Origin of the sequence: Zestosphaera sp., from assembly GCA_038843015.1 — an archaeon.
Lineage (GTDB): Archaea > Thermoproteota > Thermoprotei_A > Sulfolobales > NBVN01 > Zestomicrobium.
This window is the reverse complement of sequence record JAWBSH010000003.1, coordinates 57,194-79,462: the sequence shown is the minus strand read 5'-3', so window position 1 is coordinate 79,462 and position 22,269 is coordinate 57,194. Positions and strand designations below refer to the sequence as shown.

Genomic DNA, 22,269 nt, shown 5'->3' with positions numbered 1-22,269 from the left:
GGCATAATATAGCGATTAGAGAAGAATACGTGATCGCTTGTTAGTTGGTGATATCGCGTGTCACTAACAGGTCTTTACGTAGGAAGGGCTGTCAGTCTGAGGATTCTGTTTAGTGAGTTGAGGAGGTTAGGGTACGTAGTTATCGGGTATAAGGTGGTTGACGGGGTGTTGAGACTCGGTGAACTAAATTCTTTTGAGGAGCTCGCTCATGATGTTGAAGATATCCAGAGTCCTGGTAAGTACTCGCTAGTTAGTGGTGATTTTTATAGACACGGACCAGACTCGCCTAAGAGATTTCTTTACCCACCTACTCTAACTCTCTTTAAGGTTTCTAGTGAGTGGGTTGTGAGTGTCCCGGCGTATGAGGAGCGTAACATCGCGTTTTTCGGTTTAAAACCTTGTGATTTAGCGTCTATTAAAGTGCTTGACAAGATTCTCCTAGGTGTTGACGAGTATTACACAAGTCTTAGAAAGAACTTGGTTCTCGTTGTCGAGAATTGCGTTAGTCCTGGCGGCACGTGCTTCTGCAGTACCATGAATACAGGCCCTAGAGCTAGGGACTCTTTTGACTTAGCGTATACTAGACTGAATGATAAGTTGGTGGTGGAGGCTGGCAGCGAGCTTGGCTTGAAACTCCTTAACTTACTTGAGGTAGAGCCTATTGACGACGTCACGTACGAGAGATTTGAGGTAATGATGCGTAACGCTAGCGAGAAGGCTAGGGCTGGGTTTGAGTTAAACGGGTTGCCTGAAGAGCTCGAGTTGCGTATAGAGTCTAAGACTTACGAGGAAATCGTCGAGAAGTGTCTTGGTTGCGCAAACTGCAACATGGTTTGTCCGACATGTTTTTGTTTTGATGTGTTTGATGTCCCGTTAATTGATGGGTCTGCCGAGAGAGTCAGAGTGTGGGACGGTTGCTTGAACTTCACTTACGGTCAGGTAGCTGGAGGACACTTCAGACCTGATTTGTGGGCTAGATACAGACATTTTGTTCTCCATAAACTTGCTTACTGGATAAAGCAGTTCGGTATGTACGGGTGTGTAGGGTGTGGGAGGTGTATTACTTGGTGTCCTACCGGCATAGACTTGAGGGAGACCGTAAAGAAGGTTCTGAGAGGTGGTAAGGGTGGGTAAATACACGGCGGCTTTAGTCCCTCTTAAAGCTTCGATAGCTCGTGTTAGAGTCGAGACCTCGAATGTTAGGACATACTACGTGAAGTTACCTGACGGTCTTGAGCTACCCAAGCCAGGACAGTTTAACATGCTCTACGTGCACGGGGTTGGTGAGGTACCGATATCTGTTAGCGACTTAGACGAAGAGTCAAGAGTTGTCGCACATACTGTCAGGTTTGTTGGTTCTGTTACTAAGACTTTCGAGTTGCTCAGAGAGGGCGATTTAATTGGTTTCAGAGGCCCCTACGGTATTGGGTGGCCCATGGATGCTGCGTACGGCAAGAATATAGTTTTGGTTGCTGGCGGGATTGGCTTGCCTCCCTTAAGGCCTGTGATAAGAGAGGTAGCTAGGAATAGGAGCGCGGTCGGGAAGCTAATCATTCTTTACGGTGCTAGAACTCCTGAAGACCTCATGTTCAGCTACGAGTACGGTGACTATGAGTCAATCCCTAACACGGAGTTCTATGTGACTGTTGATAAGCCTAGTGAGGGTTGGAGAGGTAACGTTGGTGTCGTGACAAACCTGATAAAGCATGTTGACGTGGACCCTAGCGAGTCGTACGCTTTCATCTGCGGTCCTGAGATAATGATGAAGTTCGCTGTTCGAGAACTACTTAAGAGGGGATTCAAAACTAACAAGATTTACTTATCTCTTGAGAGGAGAATGAAGTGTGGTGTTGGTTTGTGTGGCCACTGCCAGATGGGTCCTTACTTCGTTTGTAAGCATGGTCCCGTATTTCCTCTCTGGTTCATAAGTAGGTATTTCTGGGTTGATCAAATATGAGGAAACTTAAGGTAGCAGTATATAAGTTCTCTAGCTGTGACGGGTGTCAACTGCAGTTACTTAATATGGAGGAAGAATTGCTGCAATTAAGTTCTTTCGTAGAGTTTGCTCTGTTCTATGAGGCTAGAAGGTCTGTTAGTTCAGGTCCTTATGATGTGGCTTTTGTGGAAGGCTCTATCTCGACACCGCATGAGGTTGAGGTTATTAAGAAGGTTAGGGAAGAGTCTAAGGTCTTGGTAGCTATAGGTGCTTGCGCTACTTCCGGCGGGATACAAGCTCTCCGTAATTGGGCTAACGCTGAAGAGTATAAGCAGTATGTTTACCCAAGGCCTGAATGGGTGGAAGTACTCAAGTATGCGGAACCACCCTCGAAGTATGTTAAGGTTGACTACGAAATACGTGGTTGTCCAGTCAGTAAAGAGCAACTACTCTCCTTCATTCTGCAGTCGTCTAAGGGCAAGACACCTACACTACCTGTTGACTCCGTATGCGTTGAGTGTAAGAGGAAAGGTAATGTCTGTGTTCTGGTCGCGAAGGGGGTTCCGTGTTTAGGACCAGTCACTATGGGGGGTTGTGGCGCTCTGTGCCCCTCGTATGGCAGGGGTTGTTATGGGTGTTACGGTCCTATGGTAGATCCTAAACCGGAGGTCTTAAACACCCGCTTTAAGGAGTTAAATATCAAGCCTAAAGAAATACAGCTTCTTTTCAAGCAATTCACTAATTGGTCTAGGGAGTTTAGGAAGGTGATTGAAGAGTATGAGTAGGGTCATTAAGGTAGACTACTTAGCTAGGGTTGAGGGGGAAGGTAGCTTATTCATTGAGTTAGAGGATGGTAGGGTATCTGGGGTTGAGGTAGGTATCTTTGAACCTCCGAGATTCTTTGAAGCGTTCTTGAGGGGCAGGAAGTATTATGAGGTCCCCGACATAACTGCCAGAATATGCGGTATATGCCCTATAGCTTACATAATGAGTTCTAGCAGAGCACTAGAGAAGATATTGGGTATTGAGGTGCCTGAAGAGATAGAGAAGCTTAGGAGGATAGTATATCTTGGTGAGTGGATTGAGAGCCACGTGCTCCACGTTCTCATGCTGCACGCGCCAGACTTCTTGAGGTATGAGTCTGTTTTTAGTATGGCTAGAGACCACCCGGAAATAATTAAGAAGGGCATGAGATTGAAGAGTTGGGGCAATCAAGTAATCAGGGTTGTGGGCGGTCGCTCCGTACATCCAGTTTCTTGTAGGGTCGGCGGTTTTTACAGGGTTATTAAGAAGGAGGAGTTACTTCCGTTGCTGAAGGAGTTTAGCTATGTAAGAGAGTGTGCAAGGCGGTTGCTAGAGTGGGTGCTTGAGTTACCCATGCCCGACTTAAAGAGAGATGTAGAGTTCGTGTCGCTTAGGGGTGAGGGCGAGTATCCGGTACTTAAGGGCAGGGTAGTATCTAGTAAGGGTCTCAACATCTCTGAAGACGAGTTCGAGGATAGCCTCGTAGTAGAGCAGACGAAGTACTCGACATCACTTAGGTATAGACTTAAGGAGAGAGGTTGCTACGTCGTAGGACCTATCGCGAGATACAACAACAATTATGACTTCTTAGACCCTGAGGTTCGGAGCGTTATAGAGTCTCACGGATACGGAGCACCCCTACTAAACAGCTTTCAGTCAATAATAGCTAGAGCAGCCGAAGTATATCACGCGGTCTTAGAGCTAGAAGAACTCATCAGCAATTATAGAGAGCCTCAACAGCCCTACGTAGAGGGGGTAGTTAGGAAGGGTGTAGGTGCCGCAATAACGGAAGCCCCTAGAGGCATGCTCTACCACAAGTACGAAATAAACGAGAGAGGATATGTAGTTAGTGCCAACATAATACCTCCGACATCACAAAACCTAGCAAGCATAGAGCAAGACCTCTTAACATTAGGTGATAAACTAGCGACACTAAACTTGACAGACGCGCAGTGGATAGCGGAACAGACAATAAGAAATTATGATCCATGCATATCGTGCGCAACACACTTCCTCAAAATAAAATACATAAACAAACACGACCACACTTAAGTCATAAAGAATAATTTACAGCTGGGCGTGTTTCAAGGCGCATCAGGCAGCAGAGAAGGCTCTTAAAGCACTGTTATGGGGGTTAGGAAATCCGCGTGTAAGTCACTCACTACCAGCTCTTCTTTCAGAGTTAGGCGATGTATTGGGTGAGGTACCTGAAGACGTCAGGGAGTCCTGCATAAGACTGAATAAGTGCTACATACCGACTAGGTACCCAGATGTTTGGAGTGAGGGCATTCCTGAGGAGCAGTACTCAGAGAAAGAGTCAAGAGTCTTTAGAAGCTATTACTATGGCTGAGGAGGTAGTGAAGTGGGTGGAAAATGCTTGGAAGTTATTAAGGAGAGAATAAGGAAGCGTGACTTATACATTAAGAAGGCTCAGGTATTCGCTGAGTGCACGATACGTAAGCTGAGTAATTCAGCAGTACTAATTTACGGCAGTGTGTCGAGAGGAGACTTCAATGAATGGAGTGACATAGATGTTCTCATAATAACGCGAGAGGAAATCTCTCAAAAACCGACTGAGAGGCTTGACATGATACATGATTGTATGAAAGAAAACCCACTAATAGAGCCAGTAATCATAACGCTTGATGAGTTTCGTAAACTCCTCGCCAGGAAGAACCCACTAGTGATTGAGGCACTGAAAAAAGGGATAATCCTGATAGATAGGCTAGGTCTAAAAGACCTGACCTAGCCCCCCAGACTACTAGCGTCATGACGCGTGCATCGAGAAAGCAACCCAACAGCGAGTGATGATTCCGGTTTAAGGCTACATACCTCCGTCTCCTACACCAGGTTTTGTGAGTTTTCTGGGTGGGTTATGCCTCTGCTCCGCGATTCACGGCAGCAACCAGCCACCCCATTCAATTTACGGGCTTCAGTAACTTCTTCAAGTCCTAACTTCCCCTCTTCTAATTCTATGAATCTAGCGAGATCCGGCTAAACGATAGTAACGCATCCCCCTTCATGAAGGGGGTTGAGGATAGTGACTATCCCTACAGAGGCGTGTATGACCCGCTAGTTAAGCACACGTATCACGGGATTACAGGACTACATGCTTACTGAAAACCTAGTTAGTGGTGGGCCCGCGGGGACTCGAACCCCGGACCTCCGCCGCGTGAGGGCGGCGTCCTAACCAGGCTAGACGACGGGCCCAACCAACAAAAACATAAAACAAAACCTAATAAATCTTTGATTAGACATTGATGAGTGGTATGTGCCACTTTAGGGCACTAATACACCTCTCTTGTTCAAATCCCCCTAAAATTGTATCTAGCTAAAATTTGTTCTGGCTTTAGGGAACTGGTCTTTTATCATTATCGTGTTGAGCATGCTGGTAGACTCTCATTCATGCGTGATTCTGTATGCGTAGCTTGCACAACTCCCACTATAGTATATGTTCACATTGAAGCTCACGTAAGATTTTCCGGGTATGTCTCCCAAGTAAATAACCTGGCTCCCTATTAACGTGTTTTCCTCGTTGTAGAGCCACACATACATCTGAACATTTTTAGCCACCTGAATTCCCGAGTTAAAGATTGATCCCCTCACACTCATATAGTGTTGACCCACTGGCGGCTCGTGCCGAACCCACTCGAAACCTACCTCATGTAGTTGCGGGGCCTCGAGTTCAGCTACAGTCTTATTTAGATACTTAACCTCGTTTGTGAGTCTAGTAACCTGGTCGTTAAGCGAATTAATTAACATCTCATAATTAGTTATGTTTAGCTGGAGCTGTAGATTTTGATTAGTTAGTGCTTGAATTTGCGAGTCTCTCTCCTTTAGTACTACCGAGTAGTGAGCTAAAACTATTACCAAGCTTACCAGCAAGATGAGACAGAACACTCCAAGCACTATTGAGAATAGATTCCTACTCCTCAAGAGGGTTTTCTCAGATTCCTGCATAAACGACACCAAATGAGAACTTCACATCAATTAACTTAAAAGACCTAAGTTACTTAGCTTGAGGAGATTAAGTTAGAAGAGAACAACTTAACTTATAATCCCTCTTTTAAGGGTTTCTTGGTTAACTAGATGCGTGTGAAGCTTGGTGCTTTGATAATTGCATTAGCAGCTATCTTATGGGGCACAACAGGAGTATCAGTCGCTCTCTCAAGGAGTTACGGACTCACATACCTTCAGGTAGCGTACTCGATGTTGCTGGCTAGCACATGCTTCCTAGCCCTATTCTTGAGAGACGGGTTAAGACGTCTAAACCCTTACTTGTTCCTCTACGGCTCTCTAGTCATAGCTTCTTTCAGGATACTTTATGTCGTCTCAATATCTGTTAACGGAGTTGGGCTGACTTCAGCACTCATATACATAGCACCACTAATAGTTGTCTTGGTCGAATCCTTGACTCGCGGGAAACTCCCGCGACTCACAGACTTAACTCTCTCTTTATTAGTCTTTGCAGGTGCTTACATAGCTACCAATCCCGAACTCGCGATCACGTCGCTGAAAGGCTTTCTGGTAGGGCTAGCACTAGCGCTAACATACTCTGCTACGTTAATCATGCCTAGAAAATTCTATGCGAGAGGACTAAGTAGAAATGAGATAATAGTCCAATCAACACTCTCAGCAACAGCAACGCTAACGATCATATTGTGCTTATCTGAAGGGATCGCCCTAAGCATAGACTCACTACCTTACGTCATGTATGGCGGCGTAGTGTGTATGGGTCTCGCAGTAATCCTGTTTTATGAAGGAATGAAAACAACTAACCCAACACACGCAGGACTAATAACAACCCTAGAACCAGTAGTGTCACTAATTCTCTCAAGAATAATACTAGGTGAATACCTGAACTTAATTCAGTACTTAGGTATATCAATGATAATAGTAGTAGCAATAACAACACTAACTATTCAAAGAGAAAATCATTAAACTAGAAAGCTTAATAGAGCCTAACAAAAACTAAATACAGTATATCGTTTCTAGTTTTCTACAGCTAAGAGAGCTACGAACTCTCTTTAAGTTCATGAAGTCTTCGGTCTATCTCCTTCAGCACTACGTCACTTAAGTATTTCTTCAGTTCTTCTAAGTACCTAATCTCATCTTCTTTACTTAGCCATGGCGACACATGAATACACGGATACCAATGCTTGAGTACCTTCCAGGGGTGCAGATAACGGTGTGGTCCGTGACACGGGTTTAGTCCCCACCACATTTTTGTCACCGATTTTGGAATTAGTTTCAAAATTAATAAACTTTACGCTTCAGTACTCCTGCCGGCACCTTCTCTAGATTTTGAAACTAATTTTAGTGGCTTGCCCTCAACGAGGGCTGTGGCTATCTTTACTCTGCAAGACTCAAGTATACGCCAGAAAGTCGCTTTCGAAACGCCCATTCTCGCAGAAGCCTCGTCCACGGAAAGCTCATCTAAGTGAACAAGCTTAAGAGCTTCAACCTCGTAGTCATAAACCTCCACGAACTCAGCAGGTTGTAAGCCCTTAACGACCTTCACCGGCAAGTAGAAAACCTCTTCTAAATTAAGTCTACTCTCAACCCTCACAGGAGGTCTACCCCTACAGCGCCAAGGACCTCGCATACATCTAGGCAAGCACTACCCACCCCCAATATGATTTAGCAACACAAAATAAACCTCCGAAGCCATAGTTGCTCACGACCCCGAAAACACTCAAAACACCTTAAAATCAGCAATTCAGCTAACTGCATACCTCACAAACCTAAGAGCAAGTACGTTAGCATGATACAAGCTTACAGAACCTAGCAGAAAGAACACAAAACTCCAGACTAGGTTCCCCAACTCACATCACTACTAAAGTAACCAATATCTAGAGAGTCACCTAATTATAGCTTTTGGATGTGAATGACTTTCTTGCTGTTGTTACTATTTCACATATTTGTTATAAAAATTACTTTAGTTCTTACCTAGCGAAACATGGCATGTGATAATTTAAATTTATAAACTCGGCACTATAGATTAGCATGTCTTTAACGAGGTGATGTCCCTGAGTTCTGGGAAAGTAGATAAAGAGTACGTTTTCACGTCGGTGCCTCTGGCTGCCAGGCTATCATTAGTTGCGACAGTCATGCTCTGGGCTAGCCTCACACTAGACCCGTCAGCTCCTTACTTAGCTTCTTGGTGGGGTGCTTCATTCTCCTTCACCACCTTCATAGTCGGTGTTTTACTAGCAAATTTTGTTCTAGGCATTTTCTCATCGCTTTCTGGCTACATGGCGTCAAGAGAGGGTCTGACATACGCGTTAACTGCTGAAAGAGTCTATGGCTCGGCAGGAGTAATAGTGCCTTCTCTCTGGGCCGGTATCGTAAGTGTTGGATGGCTAGCATTCTCTATCGGTGTTGTTGCTGAGGGGCTGATCTACATATCAGGATTGCCTGACCTCACATACTATGTCCTTGCAGTTCTCATGACCCTCTTATTCTCTATTACGGCATACCTGGGCGTGAAACACATGGTTAAGCTTGCCTACGTTGGTGTTCCCCTCCTAGTAGTATTGATAGTTTCTGGAGTCATACTGAGCACTACCAAGTGGGGCGCGCCAAATATGGGAGTATTTGACTTGACAACCCTGCCTACAGTCTTCGGGCTAGTTCTAGGAACGTTCGTCAACGGCTCCATAGTCCTCTCCTTCGACTATCAGAGGTTCTGCAAGAGACCTCTAGACTCAATATTTACCGCATTCATAAACTTTCTCGGATTCTGGAGTTTCATAATACTGCTCTCAGGAATCCCGGCCGCTGTCACAGGCATGGATTTGTATAGTGCGTACGGAAAACTTGGTCTCTCCTTACTTGCCGTAGTAACACTCTTCCTTCTCGCGTGGACTTCAGCCGATAACCAGCTCTACTCAGCTTCGCTCTCCTGGTCTCTAAGCGTCAAATCCCTTGGCAGAACTACTGATAGAGGGAAGGTTCTCCTAGTCGCGACAGCGCTCACATCGATCTTGGCAGTCATTAAGCTACACACGTTCGCTCTCCAGTGGCTTTCTCTGTTGACGTCTATCTCGTTGCCGGCCGGCATAGTGTTGTGGACCGAATACTACGTCAAGTCAAGGATGAAGCTAAGTGAAGGCTTTAAAGGTTGGAACGTGAGCGCCTTCATTTCATGGGCTCTAGGGAGTCTAGTGATTTACTACCTCTACGTCATGGAGGGTCTGTGGTACGGTCTACTCGTAGGCTTCCTGACAACCTTCTTAGTCTATGTAGTGTTACGCAGTCGTTAAAGCACGCGTTGCACGCTCGCTAGCATCATGCATTGCCTCGTGTAGCTGTCTCGGGTTTCGTGAAGGTTTGTAAGGGGTTGATGTAAGTTATTTTATTGTGGGTTGAGCTCGCTCACGATGTGGGTGTGTAGTGAAGACTCGAGTAGGTGGGCACCTAAAGCCAGTATGTGGGGGTTTCCCCACAGTAATGAACCCGAATTAGGCAGGGGCTACGAGTTGGGGTTACCCTGAAAGAGTGGAGACCAATGATAAGACCTCCAATGAAAGGAGGTCTGAGGTCAATGAAGCCAAGGGTCGATATCAATCAATATGAAACCCAAACCCCGTAAACACCCAACACCAACCAAGAATTTCCTGAGTTCAGCGATCTTTTTCAGTAAACTCATAAAACTAAAATTATTTGCTTTTTAGTTGAGCACCTTCTCTAGCGTAATAGGTGCGTCATCTTTTCAAACATCACGTACCCTCTACGTCAATTATGAAGTCCTTGAAGAGTCTCTCAAAAATCTCCTGATTTACTACTGGCCTACCATTCTCTTCAATCTTAGAGTTAGCTGGACTTAATTGCGGGTACCTACGCAAGTGTCTAGCTAGTCTCTCCTCTAAGGTGGTCGTGTGGGGATTCACGTAGAAGATACCTATAGGTATCTTCTCACCCCACTCCATACTCTTTACTAAGGCTTGAGTAAGCTTCGCGTCAGCATCACCTAAGCTCTTAACGACAGGATCCCAGCCAGAAACTTCCTCTAACTTATATACTGCTTTTCTGTAGAATTCCGCCGTATAGACGTTATTGAACGTGACGCACGGTTGCAACACGTCTACGAGTGCTGCGCCTCTGTGCTGTATAGCCGACTTTATTAAGTTCTTCAGATGAGCACCATCAAATGCATAACCTCTTGCTACGAATGTATAGCCTGAAGCTAGGGCCAACGCGATCGGGTTAATGGAATTCTGTACGTTTGGTTTAACCATACTCTTGGTCTTAACGTCTAGGGGGAGAGTTGGTGAAGCCTGCCCCTTCGTAAGTCCATATACTCCATTATCGTGTAAGATAACTACTAAATCAAGGTTTCTCCTACCTAAAGCCACGAAGTGACCTGCCCCGATACCTAGGAGGTCGCCGTCACCTCCGTGAACTACTACGGTTAATTCCGGATTCGCAAGCTTGATGCCTGTCGCGAACGGAATAGCTCTTCCGTGCAGGGTATGCACCCCGTTGACCTTAATAAAGTGGGGCGTCTTACCCGAACACCCGATTCCCGACACGACCACCGTTTTTGAAGGGTCTAACCCCAGCTCCTCAAAAGCCTTAATAACAGCTGTCAGAATACCGAAGTTTCCGCAACCAGGACACCAATCAATCCACAAGTCTGTCTTGTAACTCATGTCAGGCACCCCGCGAGAGTGTAACTCTAGACTCACCCTTAATTAACACCCTATCTAATCCTTCAACAAGCTCGTCAAGCGTAATTGGTCTGCCCGTATACTTTACTATCTCCTTACTTATCTTGAATCCCGTACACATCATAGCTAGAGAAGCTATGTTGACTCCATAGCTGTGCTCAACAGCTACTACCATCTCTGCGGGAACCTTACTAACTAGATACTTGAATTCATCAGAAGGGAAAGGCCACAGCAACTTAACGTTCGCGTAAGCCCCTTTAAGTCCTCGAGTCCTCAAGACGTCAATAGCATCTAACGCAACGCCCTTAACAGACCCCCACCCAACAATCAAGTAATCAGGCTTCTCATCACCGTAAATCACTATCTTTTTATTACTCGGCATAGAATCACTCACTAACCTTAACTTCTCGACACGCTTAGAATACATCGCGATTCTTTCCTCAGGGTCTTCCGATATATGCCCGAACTCGTCGTGCTCGTCTCCAGTATACCACATGATGGTTTCTGGAGAACCCAGAAACGCTCTCGGCGATACTAAGTACCTCAAATCAAACCTCTTGTATCCATTCCCCCCAGACGACAGAAGACCCCTATCTATTAAGACCTCACCTAACTTAGGCACCGACATCGTGACAGTCGTGTTCGCGAGGAACTTGTCTAGCAAATGTATTACAGGAACCTGAAACTTCTCGGCAATATTAAATGCTTCTATTACGTCATAAAAGACTTCTTCATGATCTCCTGACGCGATAACTACCCTAGCGAATTCCCCGTGCCCGGCGAAGACAGCACTAAGCAAGTCGCTCTGACTCCCGCGCGTCGGTTGACCAGTGCTTGGACCCCCTCTCTGATAGTAGGTTATGACTATAGGTACTTCATTCGCTCCCGCCCATGAAATACCCTCAATCATTAAGTCAAAACCAGGGCCGCTAGTAGATGTCGAGCTACGCACGCCAGCTAGTGACGCTCCTATAGCGGAAGTTATGGCTGCTATTTCGTCTTCAGTCTGGACGACCACGAGAGACCCGATCGACTCACCGTCTATCTCTATGTGCTCATACCTCTCCATGAGGAAACTCTCGTCAGATGCGGGTGTTATAGGGTAGTAACTCTGGTATCTCACGCCCGCTACTATCTTAGCTATAGCGACTACGTCATTGCCTGTAACGATCATGAGTCTTCCTAGGTTTAGAGACGGGTTCTCTAGCTTAAGAATAGACTCATAACCCCTCATAGACTCTCTAGTTAGTTTAAAGAGCATCAAGTTCTGCTCTACTAGGTATTCTCGTCCCCTAAACAAAGCTTCAAACCCGTACTTAACAAACTCTTCACTCAATCCTGTAAGGACTGCTATAGAAGACACTACCAACCCGCTCACGTACCTGGAGAGCTGGCGTGGGTCGATTTTATAGGCGTTTAAGAGACTCCTCAGCAAAGCTTCAAAGTCTAAACCTAGTGGTAAGACTCGCCTCTCCTTCTCCAAGTACTTAATTACTGAAGCTACGTCTTGGTGAACCCCCAACTCAGCTAGTTTTCTGGATATTCTATTCTTGGTCGCGTTCTCGATGCTCGGTACCTCATCGAGCCTCTTATTCAATTGTTTCTTGTCATAAATGATTACTCCCTTTTCAGCTAAGTCATCAAAATGCGTGAAGACTGTCTCAGCGTCCGCCCCCACTAATATCTTGACGGGATAACGGAGAGAAGAAGGGATTTTATTAGCTGATACCAGCATGTGTATGTAGCTGTGCCTCCCCGTTATGTTAGAGAAGTATTCTCGGTCAGCTATAACGCCATAGCCCCTTCTAGCGAATGCTCGAGACAAAACCATCATTGAAGTCTCTATACCGGAGCCTTGAGGACCCCCAATAAGTATCTCGATCTCGTCCAAAACCCACACCTTAATCCCCGCTCGGTGCTTCCTCAGCGACTACGTCGTCTACCAGCACTTCTTCAAAAACTGCGTGACCTTTCATTACATGCTCTTCTAGTTCTTCTACGCTAGTCAGAGTTTTTCTGCAGGACACGCAATAAACCCACTCTTTTCTAGTCAGGGACTCCCTGACTTCATCGAGCGTCTTAGCCCTGAAATACGGGCAACCCTCAACTCTTCTCCTGCCTTCCCCCACTTCATCTTTAGCTACACAGAGACCTATGTAAGGGTAGTAAAGGTGGGGTTTAAAGCGTGTGCATTGCGCGCACTCATCACTAGACTCAGTCACTTCATCTCCTCTATCTTGATAGCACCAACCGGACATACGTCGGCACCAGACTTAGCGCACTCATATAGCTCCTCAGGAATCTCACCAATTGACGTGTCTTCGTCTGTTTTTACGTTGTACTCATCTACTACTCGGTTCTTCCCGTTATCAGAGCCTAGGACAAATACCTCAGGACACGCAGCAGGTGCTGCCCCACACGCTATGCACGTTGTTCTATCAACTATAACACGAAACTTAACCAAATATATCACCATATTAATAATTACATGAGGAATTAATAAATATGAGGATTAAGGATTTTATAAGGAAAAATTAAACTCTTAGATTAGATGATCAGGTAACGTATCTCCAGACTCCTCTCCCTCTGTAATTGTATATTATAGTCTTGTACGTGGTTACGTACTCTACTGAGTAGCCTATTCCTTCTCTCCCAAGACCTGACTCTTTTAGTCCTCCGAATGGGTAATACCCTACTCCGTGTCTAGGCATGTCGTTGACGTATATGGCTCCGAACTCTAGGAATCTTATTAGCTTCCTGATCTTGTCGATGTTGTAGCTGAAGACTGCAGCGTCAAGACCGTATCTTCTAGAATTAGCTATCCTTATTGCTTCATCAAGTTCTTTAAAACTAGTAATCAGAGCTACTGGCGCGAATATTTCTTCTTTAAATAGTCGAAGCTCTTTCAGAGTGTCTTTGTCGTGGAATTCTACTAGAGTAGGCTCTACGTAAGTCAGTCCCAACCTCCTGCCACCATACACTACCTTACCGCCTCTCTCAACTGCTTCCTTAACAGCTTCAAGCATTTCTTCAACAGCTTTAGGCTCTATCAAGGGACCCATTACTGTCTTCTCATCTCTCGGGTCTCCTACAACGACCTTAGCTAAATTAGCCGCGACTCTCTTCTTTAACTCGCCGTAAACGCTTTCTTCAGCTAGTATCAGCTTCACGGCGTCGCATCTCTGCCCCGCGTAGCTGTAGATACCTAGAGCTATTCTCTCAGCAGCTAAGTCAATGTCAGCATCTTCTAGAACTATAGCTGGGTCTCCACCACCTAGCTCCATTATGAACTGCTTTATGCCCGCCTTCGACAAAACGCTCTTACCTGTCTTGCTACTGCCTGTGAAACTCACCACACTAATTCTCCAGTCAGACACGAGCTTGTCACTCTCCTGGCCCGGGATCGTGAGGACCGCGAACGCTTCCTTAGGAACGCCGGCCTCCTCAGCAAGCTTAGCAAACAGCAATACAGGCAGTGGGTCGAGTGACGAGGGCTTCACTAGTATCGCGTTGCCGGCTACGAAACTATACGCAAACTTATTCACGGTATCGAATAGAGGGTAGTTAAATGGCACGATAGCTAATACGACCCCGAAAGGCTCTCTCCTGACTATGGCTTCAGTCTCGGTAGTTGTCTGGTCCCAGTCTCCAGGCATGTAATCACCGTATATTTTCCTAGCGTCTAGGTCAGCTCTCCTAAGTCTATCAACAGACGCGTTAACTTCGCCTAGAGCCTGCGAGCGAGTCTTGCCAGCATTGATTATGAGAGTCTCCACAAGGTCTTCTTTATGTTGCTCTATCAAGCCTGCTAGCCTCTCCAGCAGGTCAAGTCTAGCCCAGCCAGGAATATCTCTAACTCTCCACCTACCGACCTCATAAACAATGTCAAGAGCCTTATCAACTACCTCCCACCGCAACTTAGGCACCCTCCCGATAACCGACATATCTATAGGACTCCTGACTTCTATGTAATCATCTGAGGTAACCCAACCAGCTACGAATGTCTTAAAGTGATAGACCCCATCTACCCTCACAACAATATCTGAGAATAGCTTATCCCTTAACTCATAGATACTCAAAGATCGCACCAAGAAATTACGTATTCCTAACTTAATATTTACGATTGAAAGCCTCGCTCTTTAGGGTGGGGGTCAGACCAGGACTTCTAGGAATCGATATGCAAGACTCACTATTGTGTGAGAGACACTGTTTTAACCTCAGACTCAAGAGACTTGATAGAAACGCCTCACTTGATTTCTTGAGGACAGGGTTCAGAGAGTTAGGAATGCGTGTTGAAGATAAGATGCTGGAAGATCATGTTTTTAGTATTCCGCAACCACGTGCCTGGGGGTGCGCCTTACTCACATTATATGGTGTGAAGTCTTTAGTCGTCTTGTATGAGGTGGTGTTCCTTAATGCTTTCGTTAGGTCTGGTAGTGGCTAGGGTCTTCAGAGCTCATCCTCAAAATTTAAAAAGATATCTTCAAACATAATAACATATGACTTAGGTGTTTAGTGATGGTGGGGAAGCCTGTCAGCTTTAGTAAGTGGCCGGAGTACGTGTGGTTAAATAACTCGATCGTTAGGTGGAGTGAGGCTAGTGTTCACGTGTTTTCTTACGGGTTACATTATGGTGTGGGAGTTTTTGAGGGTGTGAGAGGTTATTACGATGACGGTCTCATCAAGGTCTTCAGACTTGAAGATCATATGAGGAGATTTCATAAGTCTGCTAAGATACTCTACATGAGTATCCCGTACTCAGTTGAGAGTCTAGTTAAGGCGACGGCAGAGCTAATCAGAGCTAATAAGTTTAAGTCAGACATATACGTAAGGCCTGTAGCGTTCAGGGGTTTAGGTGACTTCAGCTTAAAATCTCTGAATCCTGTAGAAGTAGCGATTATAGCTTTAGAGTTTGGAAAGTATCTCAAGCCTTCAGGCGTTAAGTGTATGATCTCTTCTTGGAGGAAGCCCTCGGCCGACTCAATCCCTGTGTTAGCTAAGGCTACCGGACTCTACCTACTCTACCACCTAGCTTCCGTCGAGGCTCATAAGAACGGATACGACGAAGCTATCCTGCTAGACAGTGAAGGCTATGTAGCTGAGGGTTCAGGTGAGAACATATTCATAGTCAAGAACGGTGAACTCGTAACACCACCTACGTACGACGCCATCCTAGAAGGAATAACTAGAGACACAGTCATAAAGCTGGCTAGTGAAGTTCTGGGGATAAGGGTCGTGGAGCGTAGAATTAGGAGAGAAGAACTATACGCGAGTGACGAGGCATTCTTTACTGGAACAGCAGCAGAAATAACACCGATAATAGAAGTTGACGGTAGACTCATAGGCAATGGAGAAGCAGGAGACATAACAAGAAAGCTAGTGAATCTGTATAGGGAAGTCGTACTAGGCAAGATAAGCAAGTACAGACACTGGATTACGGAAGTATAGCTACGCCCCACATACTTAAGACCTTCAATATGAGGTAAACTGGTTTTGTATAATAATAAATAGTGAATAAAAAATATATTAGTTTTTTAATTATTTGTTTATTGGGTCAGCTATGTTTAGGAGTCGCTTAAACACTTTACTCTTATTACTACTTATCTCTACTCACGTGATTATACAGTCGTTTTCTTTAGTATGTAGTGATGAGGTAGTGAGTGGCTTTAGTGGTGGTGCTCATCAGTTAGTGGAGGAAATTCTCAGTGTCTTAGGTTTTAGTGACTTGAGTTTTGATTTGAGGTATTCTTACTACTATGGTGGTCGACCACTCTTGATTTGTGGTGGAGAGCTCAAGAAGTTAGGTATTTTAGGTCTTGATTCTAGTGATTTAGTAGTTGGCGTGTTTGTTAATAATTCTTGGAGAGAGTTGCCGTATAGAGTCTTCATAGATAAGATTGAAGCTTCTAACGGATATACTCAATACGTTATCTCACCGATTATTACTGAGAGTTCTTGCTTAGAACTAATATTACCTTCTGAAATTCCTGAGGTAGGAAACCTCACGCACGAGATACTACCGCAAGTTAGGGGCTCTAAAGCTGTGGAAGTCTTGGTAGTCATTACTGACGAAGTCGCTAAATACGTCATACCCCTCTACTTCTTCATCAACCCAACCATCAAAGACCGTGAGAGGAGTGTTAGATATGACTACGACTACGGATTACTAACTATGGACGTGCTCTCGCCATACAGAACGCACGAGAAGCTACGCATCGTCGAACTCGTTAACGAGGAAAAAAGCTACCTCCAGGAGAAGCTACACTTAACAGACACAGACTTCAATAAATTCACGTCTCACTTAATAAAAGAACTACAAAAGCCAATAAATAGCGAGGTTAGGTCAATAGAGATACTAGAACCAAGACCTCCGGGAGAAATACCTGATGGTGGTGGAGGCCCTCCCCTAACATGGAATTATGTTGAGAGAACGCCAGTCTTATTTAATAATCTAGTGTGGGTAGGTGGGGAGGAAGTACCTCAGACAGTAGTAACTCTCACAGCAAGTAACGCAAGTTACTCAAGCAACTACTACCTAGTCAGTGCTTATCATGGCTGGCAACCCTATAACCCACACGTTATAAGATTCAGTATCAAGCTACGTATTTACGGCAACGACACAAATAGCAGGACTCTACGCGTGACTATAGATAACGAACAAAAAACATACACTATCTACCCGCACCTCATAAACGAAGTACTCGTCAACAAATACTACTACGACTACCCAGGAAGAGACCCCTCACAACCAATCTCGTACAACATAAAGATAGAACCAGCAATATCTCCTGGTAAAGAATGGAGAATTGAGGGCGAGGTAATAACCTACTACAACTTAAACACTACAGCACTAAATAGCCGCATATATAACGGCACCTACGACGTAGACTTATTCTCTGCCATGAATTCCTGGTGGTACGTAATATTAAGACCCCACACACTCGAGAACTACAACTACAGGTATAGCGTCACGTCACTACTCCCAACACCTTACGGCGGCTACGTCGATGACGGCACTAATATGGGGGACGTCAATCAAGACTACGTAAACGTGAGTTTAAGAATAGAGGCTTACTTAGGACAAACAGATATTGACTGGTCAGCTAACTACACATTAAGAATATGTTTAGGAGGACTCCTCTGCGGCAACACAAACCTCCTCCTAACTAAATGGGACAACCTCAGAGACATAACCATAAAAATAAAGCCAGTAATGAATCTAGCACCCAGACTACCACTCTATAGATGGTTAGCGACTTACCTATACGATGGCAACATACCTTTAACAATAGAACTAAAGCCTAACACTTTAGAGAACGTATACCCCCACCCCCTCTACATAAAAATAACACCACTCACAAACTACAGCAACTACAGAACAAGATTCTACTACAAGAACATAGTAAGTGCTGCTCTAGCAAATCCTAACATCCTTCATTACACAACACTCTACACATGCGCTCCACCAAGTCATGAGTGTTCTGATCCTGAGTATCTTAGTGGCAAGTATAGCCCCTACGCTTATTTGTTAGCTGGTATCATGCGTGTTGACATTTTTGATACTGCATGGAGCGAAAAGTACAACATCTATACCTCTAGCTCTGCTTACATCTCTATCTCACGAGAGTCTGTCTTCGAGATACGAAGAAAGTATGTCACCGCTCATTTATATATCGGGTTAGGATTGCCGTCAATAGTTTCAGCGGCTGTTAATCAAGATTTATCTGTTCAGGCAAGATATAATAAATTTAGACTAGAACTCTATTCTTCAAATATAAGCATGGGGTCCACAACCTTATTTGCTAGTTTCTATGACCCTGGACCTGGGGCTAATCTCCCCAAATACGAAGAAGTTGCTTCGCGTGTAGCATCAGTTTTAGGAGTTCTCACACTAATTCCAGGCCCCTCACAGGCTGCATTAGGAGCTATAGCAACTTTCGCGGAACTTTTCGCTCTTGTCTATAATATTTACAGGACTAGTCTTACTAATGAAGTTCAGATAATATATAGGGCGAATCATAGAATTATTGTAGAGTATGATACTGGTTCGGCTACATCAACATCAGCGCCGCTTTCTGTATATCTTAACAATTTGCGTATTGGGAATGTGCCTGCAGTTCTGCATGTGAAAGCTACTATAAGGTTGTGGTCTAATCCTGAAGTTTATCCAGCACGTATTATGGAGATAGTCGTAACTAAGTCTGTTGATATTGATATGTAGGGGACAGACCATGTTTAGTTTTAAGAAAGCTTACTTTGCTCTGTTAATCCCCTTATCACTAATCTTAGTTTATTATAATGCTTACCCGTACTATGCAGGGCCCCCATACTCTACGAGGGAGCTCTACTCTAGTCGTCAGGTGTTGATGGTGTTGCAAGTGGGTGTCGGGCTTACTGCGTTATTTTATGCTGTTACTCCGTATCTCTATACTTATCTTAGTTCTGCTGAGATACTTAGGGTTAGAGGGTTTAGGGTGCGTCGTCTATTTGTGGCGTTGTTTTTCTTGGTGACTGCGTTGCCAGCATTGATTCACTTGACTCTAGGACTTTATAGTGGGTTTGTCTTGGCTCCTTCAGGTTATGTCATGTCTATATACTATACTTACGCCACGATAATGATTGTTGTTGCTATCGTCATATATTTTGCTCCTATACTCTTCTTACTACTTGTTTTTAGGCTAGGCTTCAACTACAGCTTCCCTCTACGGAAGTACATTACTTACTGGCTAGTCACAGTTCTATTGATAGAGATAGTGAACGTCCTCGCGCAGATAGCGATAGACTTACTCATAGCTGGAGTCACCTCACCACTCCACCAAGCAGTATATCTGAGAGAGTGGAATGAGGAAGTAAAGAAAATCATATTAAGTGACTTCTCAAAGAACCCCAAAGTAATAACTAACTACACGTTAATACCTTCATGGGGAGCGGTAATCACGTATCTCATCACAAGACCCCTGACACTCAACTACGTAACTAACAAACACATCCTGAAATAACATAACCGCATGAAAACACAGGCCACGACACCAGAACACTACGGAAGTCCACAGCTTAAGATTTATTAGGTTTTGTTTTATGTTTTTGTTGGTTGGGCCCGTCGTCTAGCCTGGTTAGGACGCCGCCCTTACGAGGCGGAGGTCCGGGGTTCGAGTCCCCGCGGGCCCACTCCTCAAGCTCATTAGAAAGATTCACGTAAGGGAATGGTGTAGGAAGACTTTTCTTCTGCCTTGGAGTTTATTAATAATTAACTCTTTGAGAGTTGCCTATCGAATGTGCTTACTCAATTCAGTTAAGCTATGAATAATAGTTAGCGTGAGTTCCTTGAGACTTAATTTTGTGGAGGGCCTGAAAATATGGGTTAGTAGAGAAGCATATGTGAGAAAGCAGCTGTCCGCGACTGAGGGTTTTCTGAGGTTAAGACTTGGGAGGCTTGCTATCTTTCTTTATTTACTGACTGTGAGATTATGTTAAGGTGCGTTCGTGATGCTTAAGCCGCGGGAGGACAGCTCTGAAGAGAGTCTTGTTGGTATAGTGTATAGTGTTGGAGACCCTGCTGGTAAGGGTATAGCGAGCTTTATCCGAAGAATTCTTAAGAGTAGGGGAATTCAGGTAGCTGGTAGCGTGGAGTCCTGGTTTCTTGAAGAACTCAATGCTTTGCTAGTCGGTTTCGAGGAAGACGTTATTTACTTTGACTTCCTAGATAATGCATTACCTAGCGTTAGCTTCTACGTAATCTTGTCACGCCATAAAGCTAGTTCAGGCATTAAGTCATTGACAGTACACCATACTGGCAACCCAACCTCATCAGCTGACGTGGGGGGTAGACCGAAAGAACTCTCGATAGCTAACCCCGTCTTCTCATACCTTACTCTAAGAAACCTGAGCAAGTTAGCAGCAAGCGAGCTCAGAGACTTTGAAGTTGTTTATGAGGTAACACATCACGGACCTACTAGTCTCCAGAAACCACTTACTTTCGTCGAGATAGGGTCTTCAGAAACAGAGTGGTCTTACAAGAAAGCTCACGAGATAGTCGGTGAGTCCGTGTTGAACGCGTTAAGAGAACTCAAGTCTCCAGTTGACTGCACGCCTACCGTAGGCTTCGGAGGACCACACTACGCTGAGGGATTCACTAAGAGAGCTTTAAAATATAGAGAGTGTTACGGACACATAATATCTAGGTACGCGATCAGAGAGATTCAAAATAAAGAAGAACTTAAGTATGTCGCTAGAGAAGCCGCTTCAAGAAGTAAGCCCGCACCAGCCAAGGCAGTCTTATCAAGAAAGATAGGTTCTGAGCCCAGGTCTGCAGTAGTTGAGGAACTGAAATCATTGAGTCTCCCTTACGAGATAATCGACTAACACAACCCAACACTTTATTATAGCGTGTTAAGGTTTATTTAGGGAGACTCTGTGTTGAATAGAGTAGTGATTAAACTAACTGGAAAGCTGTTCAGTCCGGAAAACGTTAAAGTCCTGATGGAGATCGCCGACATAATAATAGAGCACAAGAAAAGAGGTCTGAAGTTAGCAGTTGTCGTCGGCGGGGGTGAGACAGCGAGAAAGTACATAAGTATGGCTTCAGAAGCCGGCGTCTCTCTAGGCTGGCAAGACATTCTAGGAATAAATGCTTCCAGAGTTAACGCAGTATTATTCTCCGCGTTGCTCGGCGACTACGCATACTACCCAATACCGACAAGAATAGAAGAATTCATTCACGCATGGAACTTAGACAAGATAGCTGTTGGGGGAGGCCTGCAACCAGGACAATCTAATAACGCAGTAGCCGCCTCACTAGCCGAGCTACTTAACGCAGAACTACTCATCAACGCCACCACAGTCGACGGAGTCTACGACAGAGACCCTAGAATAGACCCCAACGCAAGAATACTTAAGGAACTGACTATAAAGGAATTAAAGAACGTCTTATCACAGTCTTACGCGCCAGGAAAATACGAATTACTAGACCCAATAGCTATCTCGATAATCGAGAGAGCAAAACTAAACATTGTATTCATAAACGCCTTCAAGCCCTACATGCTTAAATCCGTCTTATCTGGTGAGAAGACTTACGGCTCTTGGGTCATTCCATGAGTAGAGGAGAGAACTTAAAAATAGTTATAGGGTTTCTAGACAAGAGCTTCGTAAGTTACGTTCTGCCTCAACAATGTCTCAACACCTTCCTCAATAAAATACCTCAAGAATTAAGAGAACTCCTTGGAGCGCCAGTAACCCTGAGTGAGGTGCTCGTTAGCGGAGAGTGCTTGCCTCTCACAGGCATAGTAGTTCACGGCACCACACCGACAGGCGAGCAAGGAACGTATGTCGAGGTTTATAAGGGCTTCTTACCCCCTCTACCTTCCTTTACCCCCGCACAGTGCGTCATTAGTCTTGAGGGAAGCATAGTAGGTTGCAGATATCTACTTCAGAAGAAGTATGTGGGCACCTCATGCGTCGAGCAAGACCTGCACGACCAAATTACTAGAGAAGAGCTTAGTGATCACGTAATGAGAGTGTTTGAGTCATTAAGTAGTGAGGGTCTGTGGCTATACTTGGTTGACTGCAGGAAGAAAATAACTCTCGTCAAGATTCGTGAGAAACTCACTTAATTTAATATGTTAGTGAGGAACAAAAAAC

24 protein-coding genes and 2 tRNA genes are annotated in these 22,269 nt (G+C 44.8%); 17 read left to right on the top strand and 9 right to left on the bottom strand.

The annotated features are described in order from the left end of the window. The first annotated feature begins 57 nt into the window (after positions 1–57). The 6 genes from QXL29_03135 to QXL29_03110 are packed head-to-tail and all read left to right on the top strand — an operon-like array spanning position 58 to position 4,709. Positions 58–1,134 (top strand): 4Fe-4S dicluster domain-containing protein, encoded by a 1,077-nt coding sequence (locus tag QXL29_03135; protein ID MEM2283587.1) that lies wholly within the window; start codon positions 58–60, stop codon positions 1,132–1,134. Then, a complete protein-coding gene (locus tag QXL29_03130; protein MEM2283586.1) occupies positions 1,127–1,957 on the top strand; it encodes an FAD/NAD(P)-binding protein in 831 nt (276 codons plus the stop codon). The genes QXL29_03135 and QXL29_03130 overlap by 8 nt, the downstream gene beginning before the upstream one ends. Then, positions 1,954–2,721, top strand: coding sequence for a hypothetical protein (locus QXL29_03125; GenBank protein MEM2283585.1), 768 nt, complete (start codon positions 1,954–1,956; stop codon positions 2,719–2,721). The genes QXL29_03130 and QXL29_03125 overlap by 4 nt, the downstream gene beginning before the upstream one ends. Next, positions 2,714–4,012, top strand: a complete 1,299-nt coding sequence (locus QXL29_03120) for a Ni/Fe hydrogenase subunit alpha (GenBank protein MEM2283584.1) — start codon at positions 2,714–2,716, stop codon at positions 4,010–4,012. The genes QXL29_03125 and QXL29_03120 overlap by 8 nt, the downstream gene beginning before the upstream one ends. Positions 4,013–4,022: 10 nt before the next feature. Beyond that, positions 4,023–4,310: a HEPN domain-containing protein gene (locus tag QXL29_03115; protein ID MEM2283583.1), complete on the top strand. Its 288-nt coding sequence runs from the start codon at positions 4,023–4,025 to the stop codon at positions 4,308–4,310. A 12-nt stretch (positions 4,311–4,322) separates the two neighbouring features. Then, complete coding sequence (locus QXL29_03110) at positions 4,323–4,709, top strand: nucleotidyltransferase domain-containing protein (protein ID MEM2283582.1); 387 nt, start codon at positions 4,323–4,325, stop codon at positions 4,707–4,709. Between the two features lie 383 nt (positions 4,710–5,092). On the opposite strand, the gene QXL29_03105 is transcribed toward QXL29_03110, so the two are convergent. Both QXL29_03105 and QXL29_03100 read right to left on the bottom strand, forming a co-directional pair. Continuing rightward, a tRNA-Val gene (locus QXL29_03105) sits at positions 5,093–5,170 on the bottom strand. A 189-nt stretch (positions 5,171–5,359) separates the two neighbouring features. Then, on the bottom strand, positions 5,360–5,920 hold the full coding sequence (locus tag QXL29_03100) for a hypothetical protein (protein MEM2283581.1): 561 nt from the start codon (positions 5,918–5,920) through the stop codon (positions 5,360–5,362). 129 nt (positions 5,921–6,049) lie between these two features. On the opposite strand from QXL29_03100, the gene QXL29_03095 reads away from it, so the two are divergent. Further along, the gene (locus QXL29_03095) at positions 6,050–6,901 is read left to right on the top strand and encodes an EamA family transporter (GenBank protein MEM2283580.1); all 852 of its coding nucleotides are present in this window, start codon (positions 6,050–6,052) and stop codon (positions 6,899–6,901) included. Positions 6,902–6,974: 73 nt separating this feature from the next. Here QXL29_03095 and QXL29_03090 read toward each other — a convergent pair whose 3' ends face one another. Next, positions 6,975–7,097: a hypothetical protein gene (locus tag QXL29_03090; protein ID MEM2283579.1), complete on the bottom strand. Its 123-nt coding sequence runs from the start codon at positions 7,095–7,097 to the stop codon at positions 6,975–6,977. Positions 7,098–7,226: 129 nt separating this feature from the next. Continuing rightward, a complete protein-coding gene (locus QXL29_03085; protein ID MEM2283578.1) occupies positions 7,227–7,577 on the bottom strand; it encodes a DUF134 domain-containing protein in 351 nt (116 codons plus the stop codon). A gap of 406 nt (positions 7,578–7,983) precedes the next feature. On the opposite strand from QXL29_03085, the gene QXL29_03080 reads away from it, so the two are divergent. Beyond that, on the top strand, positions 7,984–9,225 hold the full coding sequence (locus QXL29_03080; protein MEM2283577.1) for a hypothetical protein: 1,242 nt from the start codon (positions 7,984–7,986) through the stop codon (positions 9,223–9,225). Between the two features lie 456 nt (positions 9,226–9,681). Here the strand turns inward: QXL29_03080 and QXL29_03075 are convergent, their stop codons facing one another. The 5 genes from QXL29_03075 to gapN all read right to left on the bottom strand — a co-directional run bounded on the left by QXL29_03075 (position 9,682) and on the right by gapN (position 14,705). Further along, on the bottom strand, positions 9,682–10,614 hold the full coding sequence (locus QXL29_03075; protein ID MEM2283576.1) for a 2-oxoacid:ferredoxin oxidoreductase subunit beta: 933 nt from the start codon (positions 10,612–10,614) through the stop codon (positions 9,682–9,684). Position 10,615: 1 nt separating this feature from the next. Further along, entirely contained in the window at positions 10,616–12,532 is a 1,917-nt protein-coding gene (locus QXL29_03070) for a 2-oxoacid:ferredoxin oxidoreductase subunit alpha (GenBank protein ID MEM2283575.1), read from the bottom strand. A 1-nt stretch (position 12,533) separates the two neighbouring features. Next, positions 12,534–12,854, bottom strand: coding sequence for a hypothetical protein (locus QXL29_03065; GenBank protein ID MEM2283574.1), 321 nt, complete (start codon positions 12,852–12,854; stop codon positions 12,534–12,536). Continuing rightward, positions 12,851–13,105, bottom strand: coding sequence for a ferredoxin (locus tag QXL29_03060; protein ID MEM2283573.1), 255 nt, complete (start codon positions 13,103–13,105; stop codon positions 12,851–12,853). The genes QXL29_03065 and QXL29_03060 overlap by 4 nt, the downstream gene beginning before the upstream one ends. A gap of 82 nt (positions 13,106–13,187) precedes the next feature. Further along, on the bottom strand, positions 13,188–14,705 hold the full coding sequence (gene gapN, locus QXL29_03055; protein MEM2283572.1) for an NADP-dependent glyceraldehyde-3-phosphate dehydrogenase: 1,518 nt from the start codon (positions 14,703–14,705) through the stop codon (positions 13,188–13,190). A gap of 50 nt (positions 14,706–14,755) precedes the next feature. Here gapN and QXL29_03050 point away from each other — a divergent pair, with 50 nt between their 5' ends. From QXL29_03050 to QXL29_03010, 9 genes are all read left to right on the top strand, one after another. Continuing rightward, positions 14,756–15,076, top strand: coding sequence for a hypothetical protein (locus QXL29_03050; protein ID MEM2283571.1), 321 nt, complete (start codon positions 14,756–14,758; stop codon positions 15,074–15,076). Between the two features lie 74 nt (positions 15,077–15,150). Beyond that, positions 15,151–16,080, top strand: coding sequence for a branched-chain amino acid transaminase (locus tag QXL29_03045; protein ID MEM2283570.1), 930 nt, complete (start codon positions 15,151–15,153; stop codon positions 16,078–16,080). A gap of 112 nt (positions 16,081–16,192) precedes the next feature. Then, positions 16,193–18,853, top strand: coding sequence for a hypothetical protein (locus QXL29_03040; protein MEM2283569.1), 2,661 nt, complete (start codon positions 16,193–16,195; stop codon positions 18,851–18,853). A 10-nt stretch (positions 18,854–18,863) separates the two neighbouring features. Next, positions 18,864–19,631, top strand: coding sequence for a hypothetical protein (locus QXL29_03035; GenBank protein MEM2283568.1), 768 nt, complete (start codon positions 18,864–18,866; stop codon positions 19,629–19,631). Positions 19,632–19,725: 94 nt separating this feature from the next. After that, a tRNA-Val gene (locus tag QXL29_03030) sits at positions 19,726–19,800 on the top strand. A gap of 147 nt (positions 19,801–19,947) precedes the next feature. Beyond that, the gene (locus QXL29_03025; protein MEM2283567.1) at positions 19,948–20,106 is read left to right on the top strand and encodes a hypothetical protein; all 159 of its coding nucleotides are present in this window, start codon (positions 19,948–19,950) and stop codon (positions 20,104–20,106) included. Positions 20,107–20,118: 12 nt separating this feature from the next. Continuing rightward, positions 20,119–20,994 carry a D-aminoacyl-tRNA deacylase gene (locus QXL29_03020; GenBank protein MEM2283566.1) on the top strand — a complete coding sequence of 292 codons (876 nt, stop codon included), beginning with the start codon at positions 20,119–20,121 and terminating at the stop codon, positions 20,992–20,994. 54 nt (positions 20,995–21,048) lie between these two features. Next, the gene (gene pyrH, locus QXL29_03015; GenBank protein ID MEM2283565.1) at positions 21,049–21,726 is read left to right on the top strand and encodes a UMP kinase; all 678 of its coding nucleotides are present in this window, start codon (positions 21,049–21,051) and stop codon (positions 21,724–21,726) included. After that, positions 21,723–22,241, top strand: coding sequence for a hypothetical protein (locus tag QXL29_03010; GenBank protein MEM2283564.1), 519 nt, complete (start codon positions 21,723–21,725; stop codon positions 22,239–22,241). The genes pyrH and QXL29_03010 overlap by 4 nt, the downstream gene beginning before the upstream one ends. The last annotated feature ends 28 nt before the right edge of the window (positions 22,242–22,269 follow it).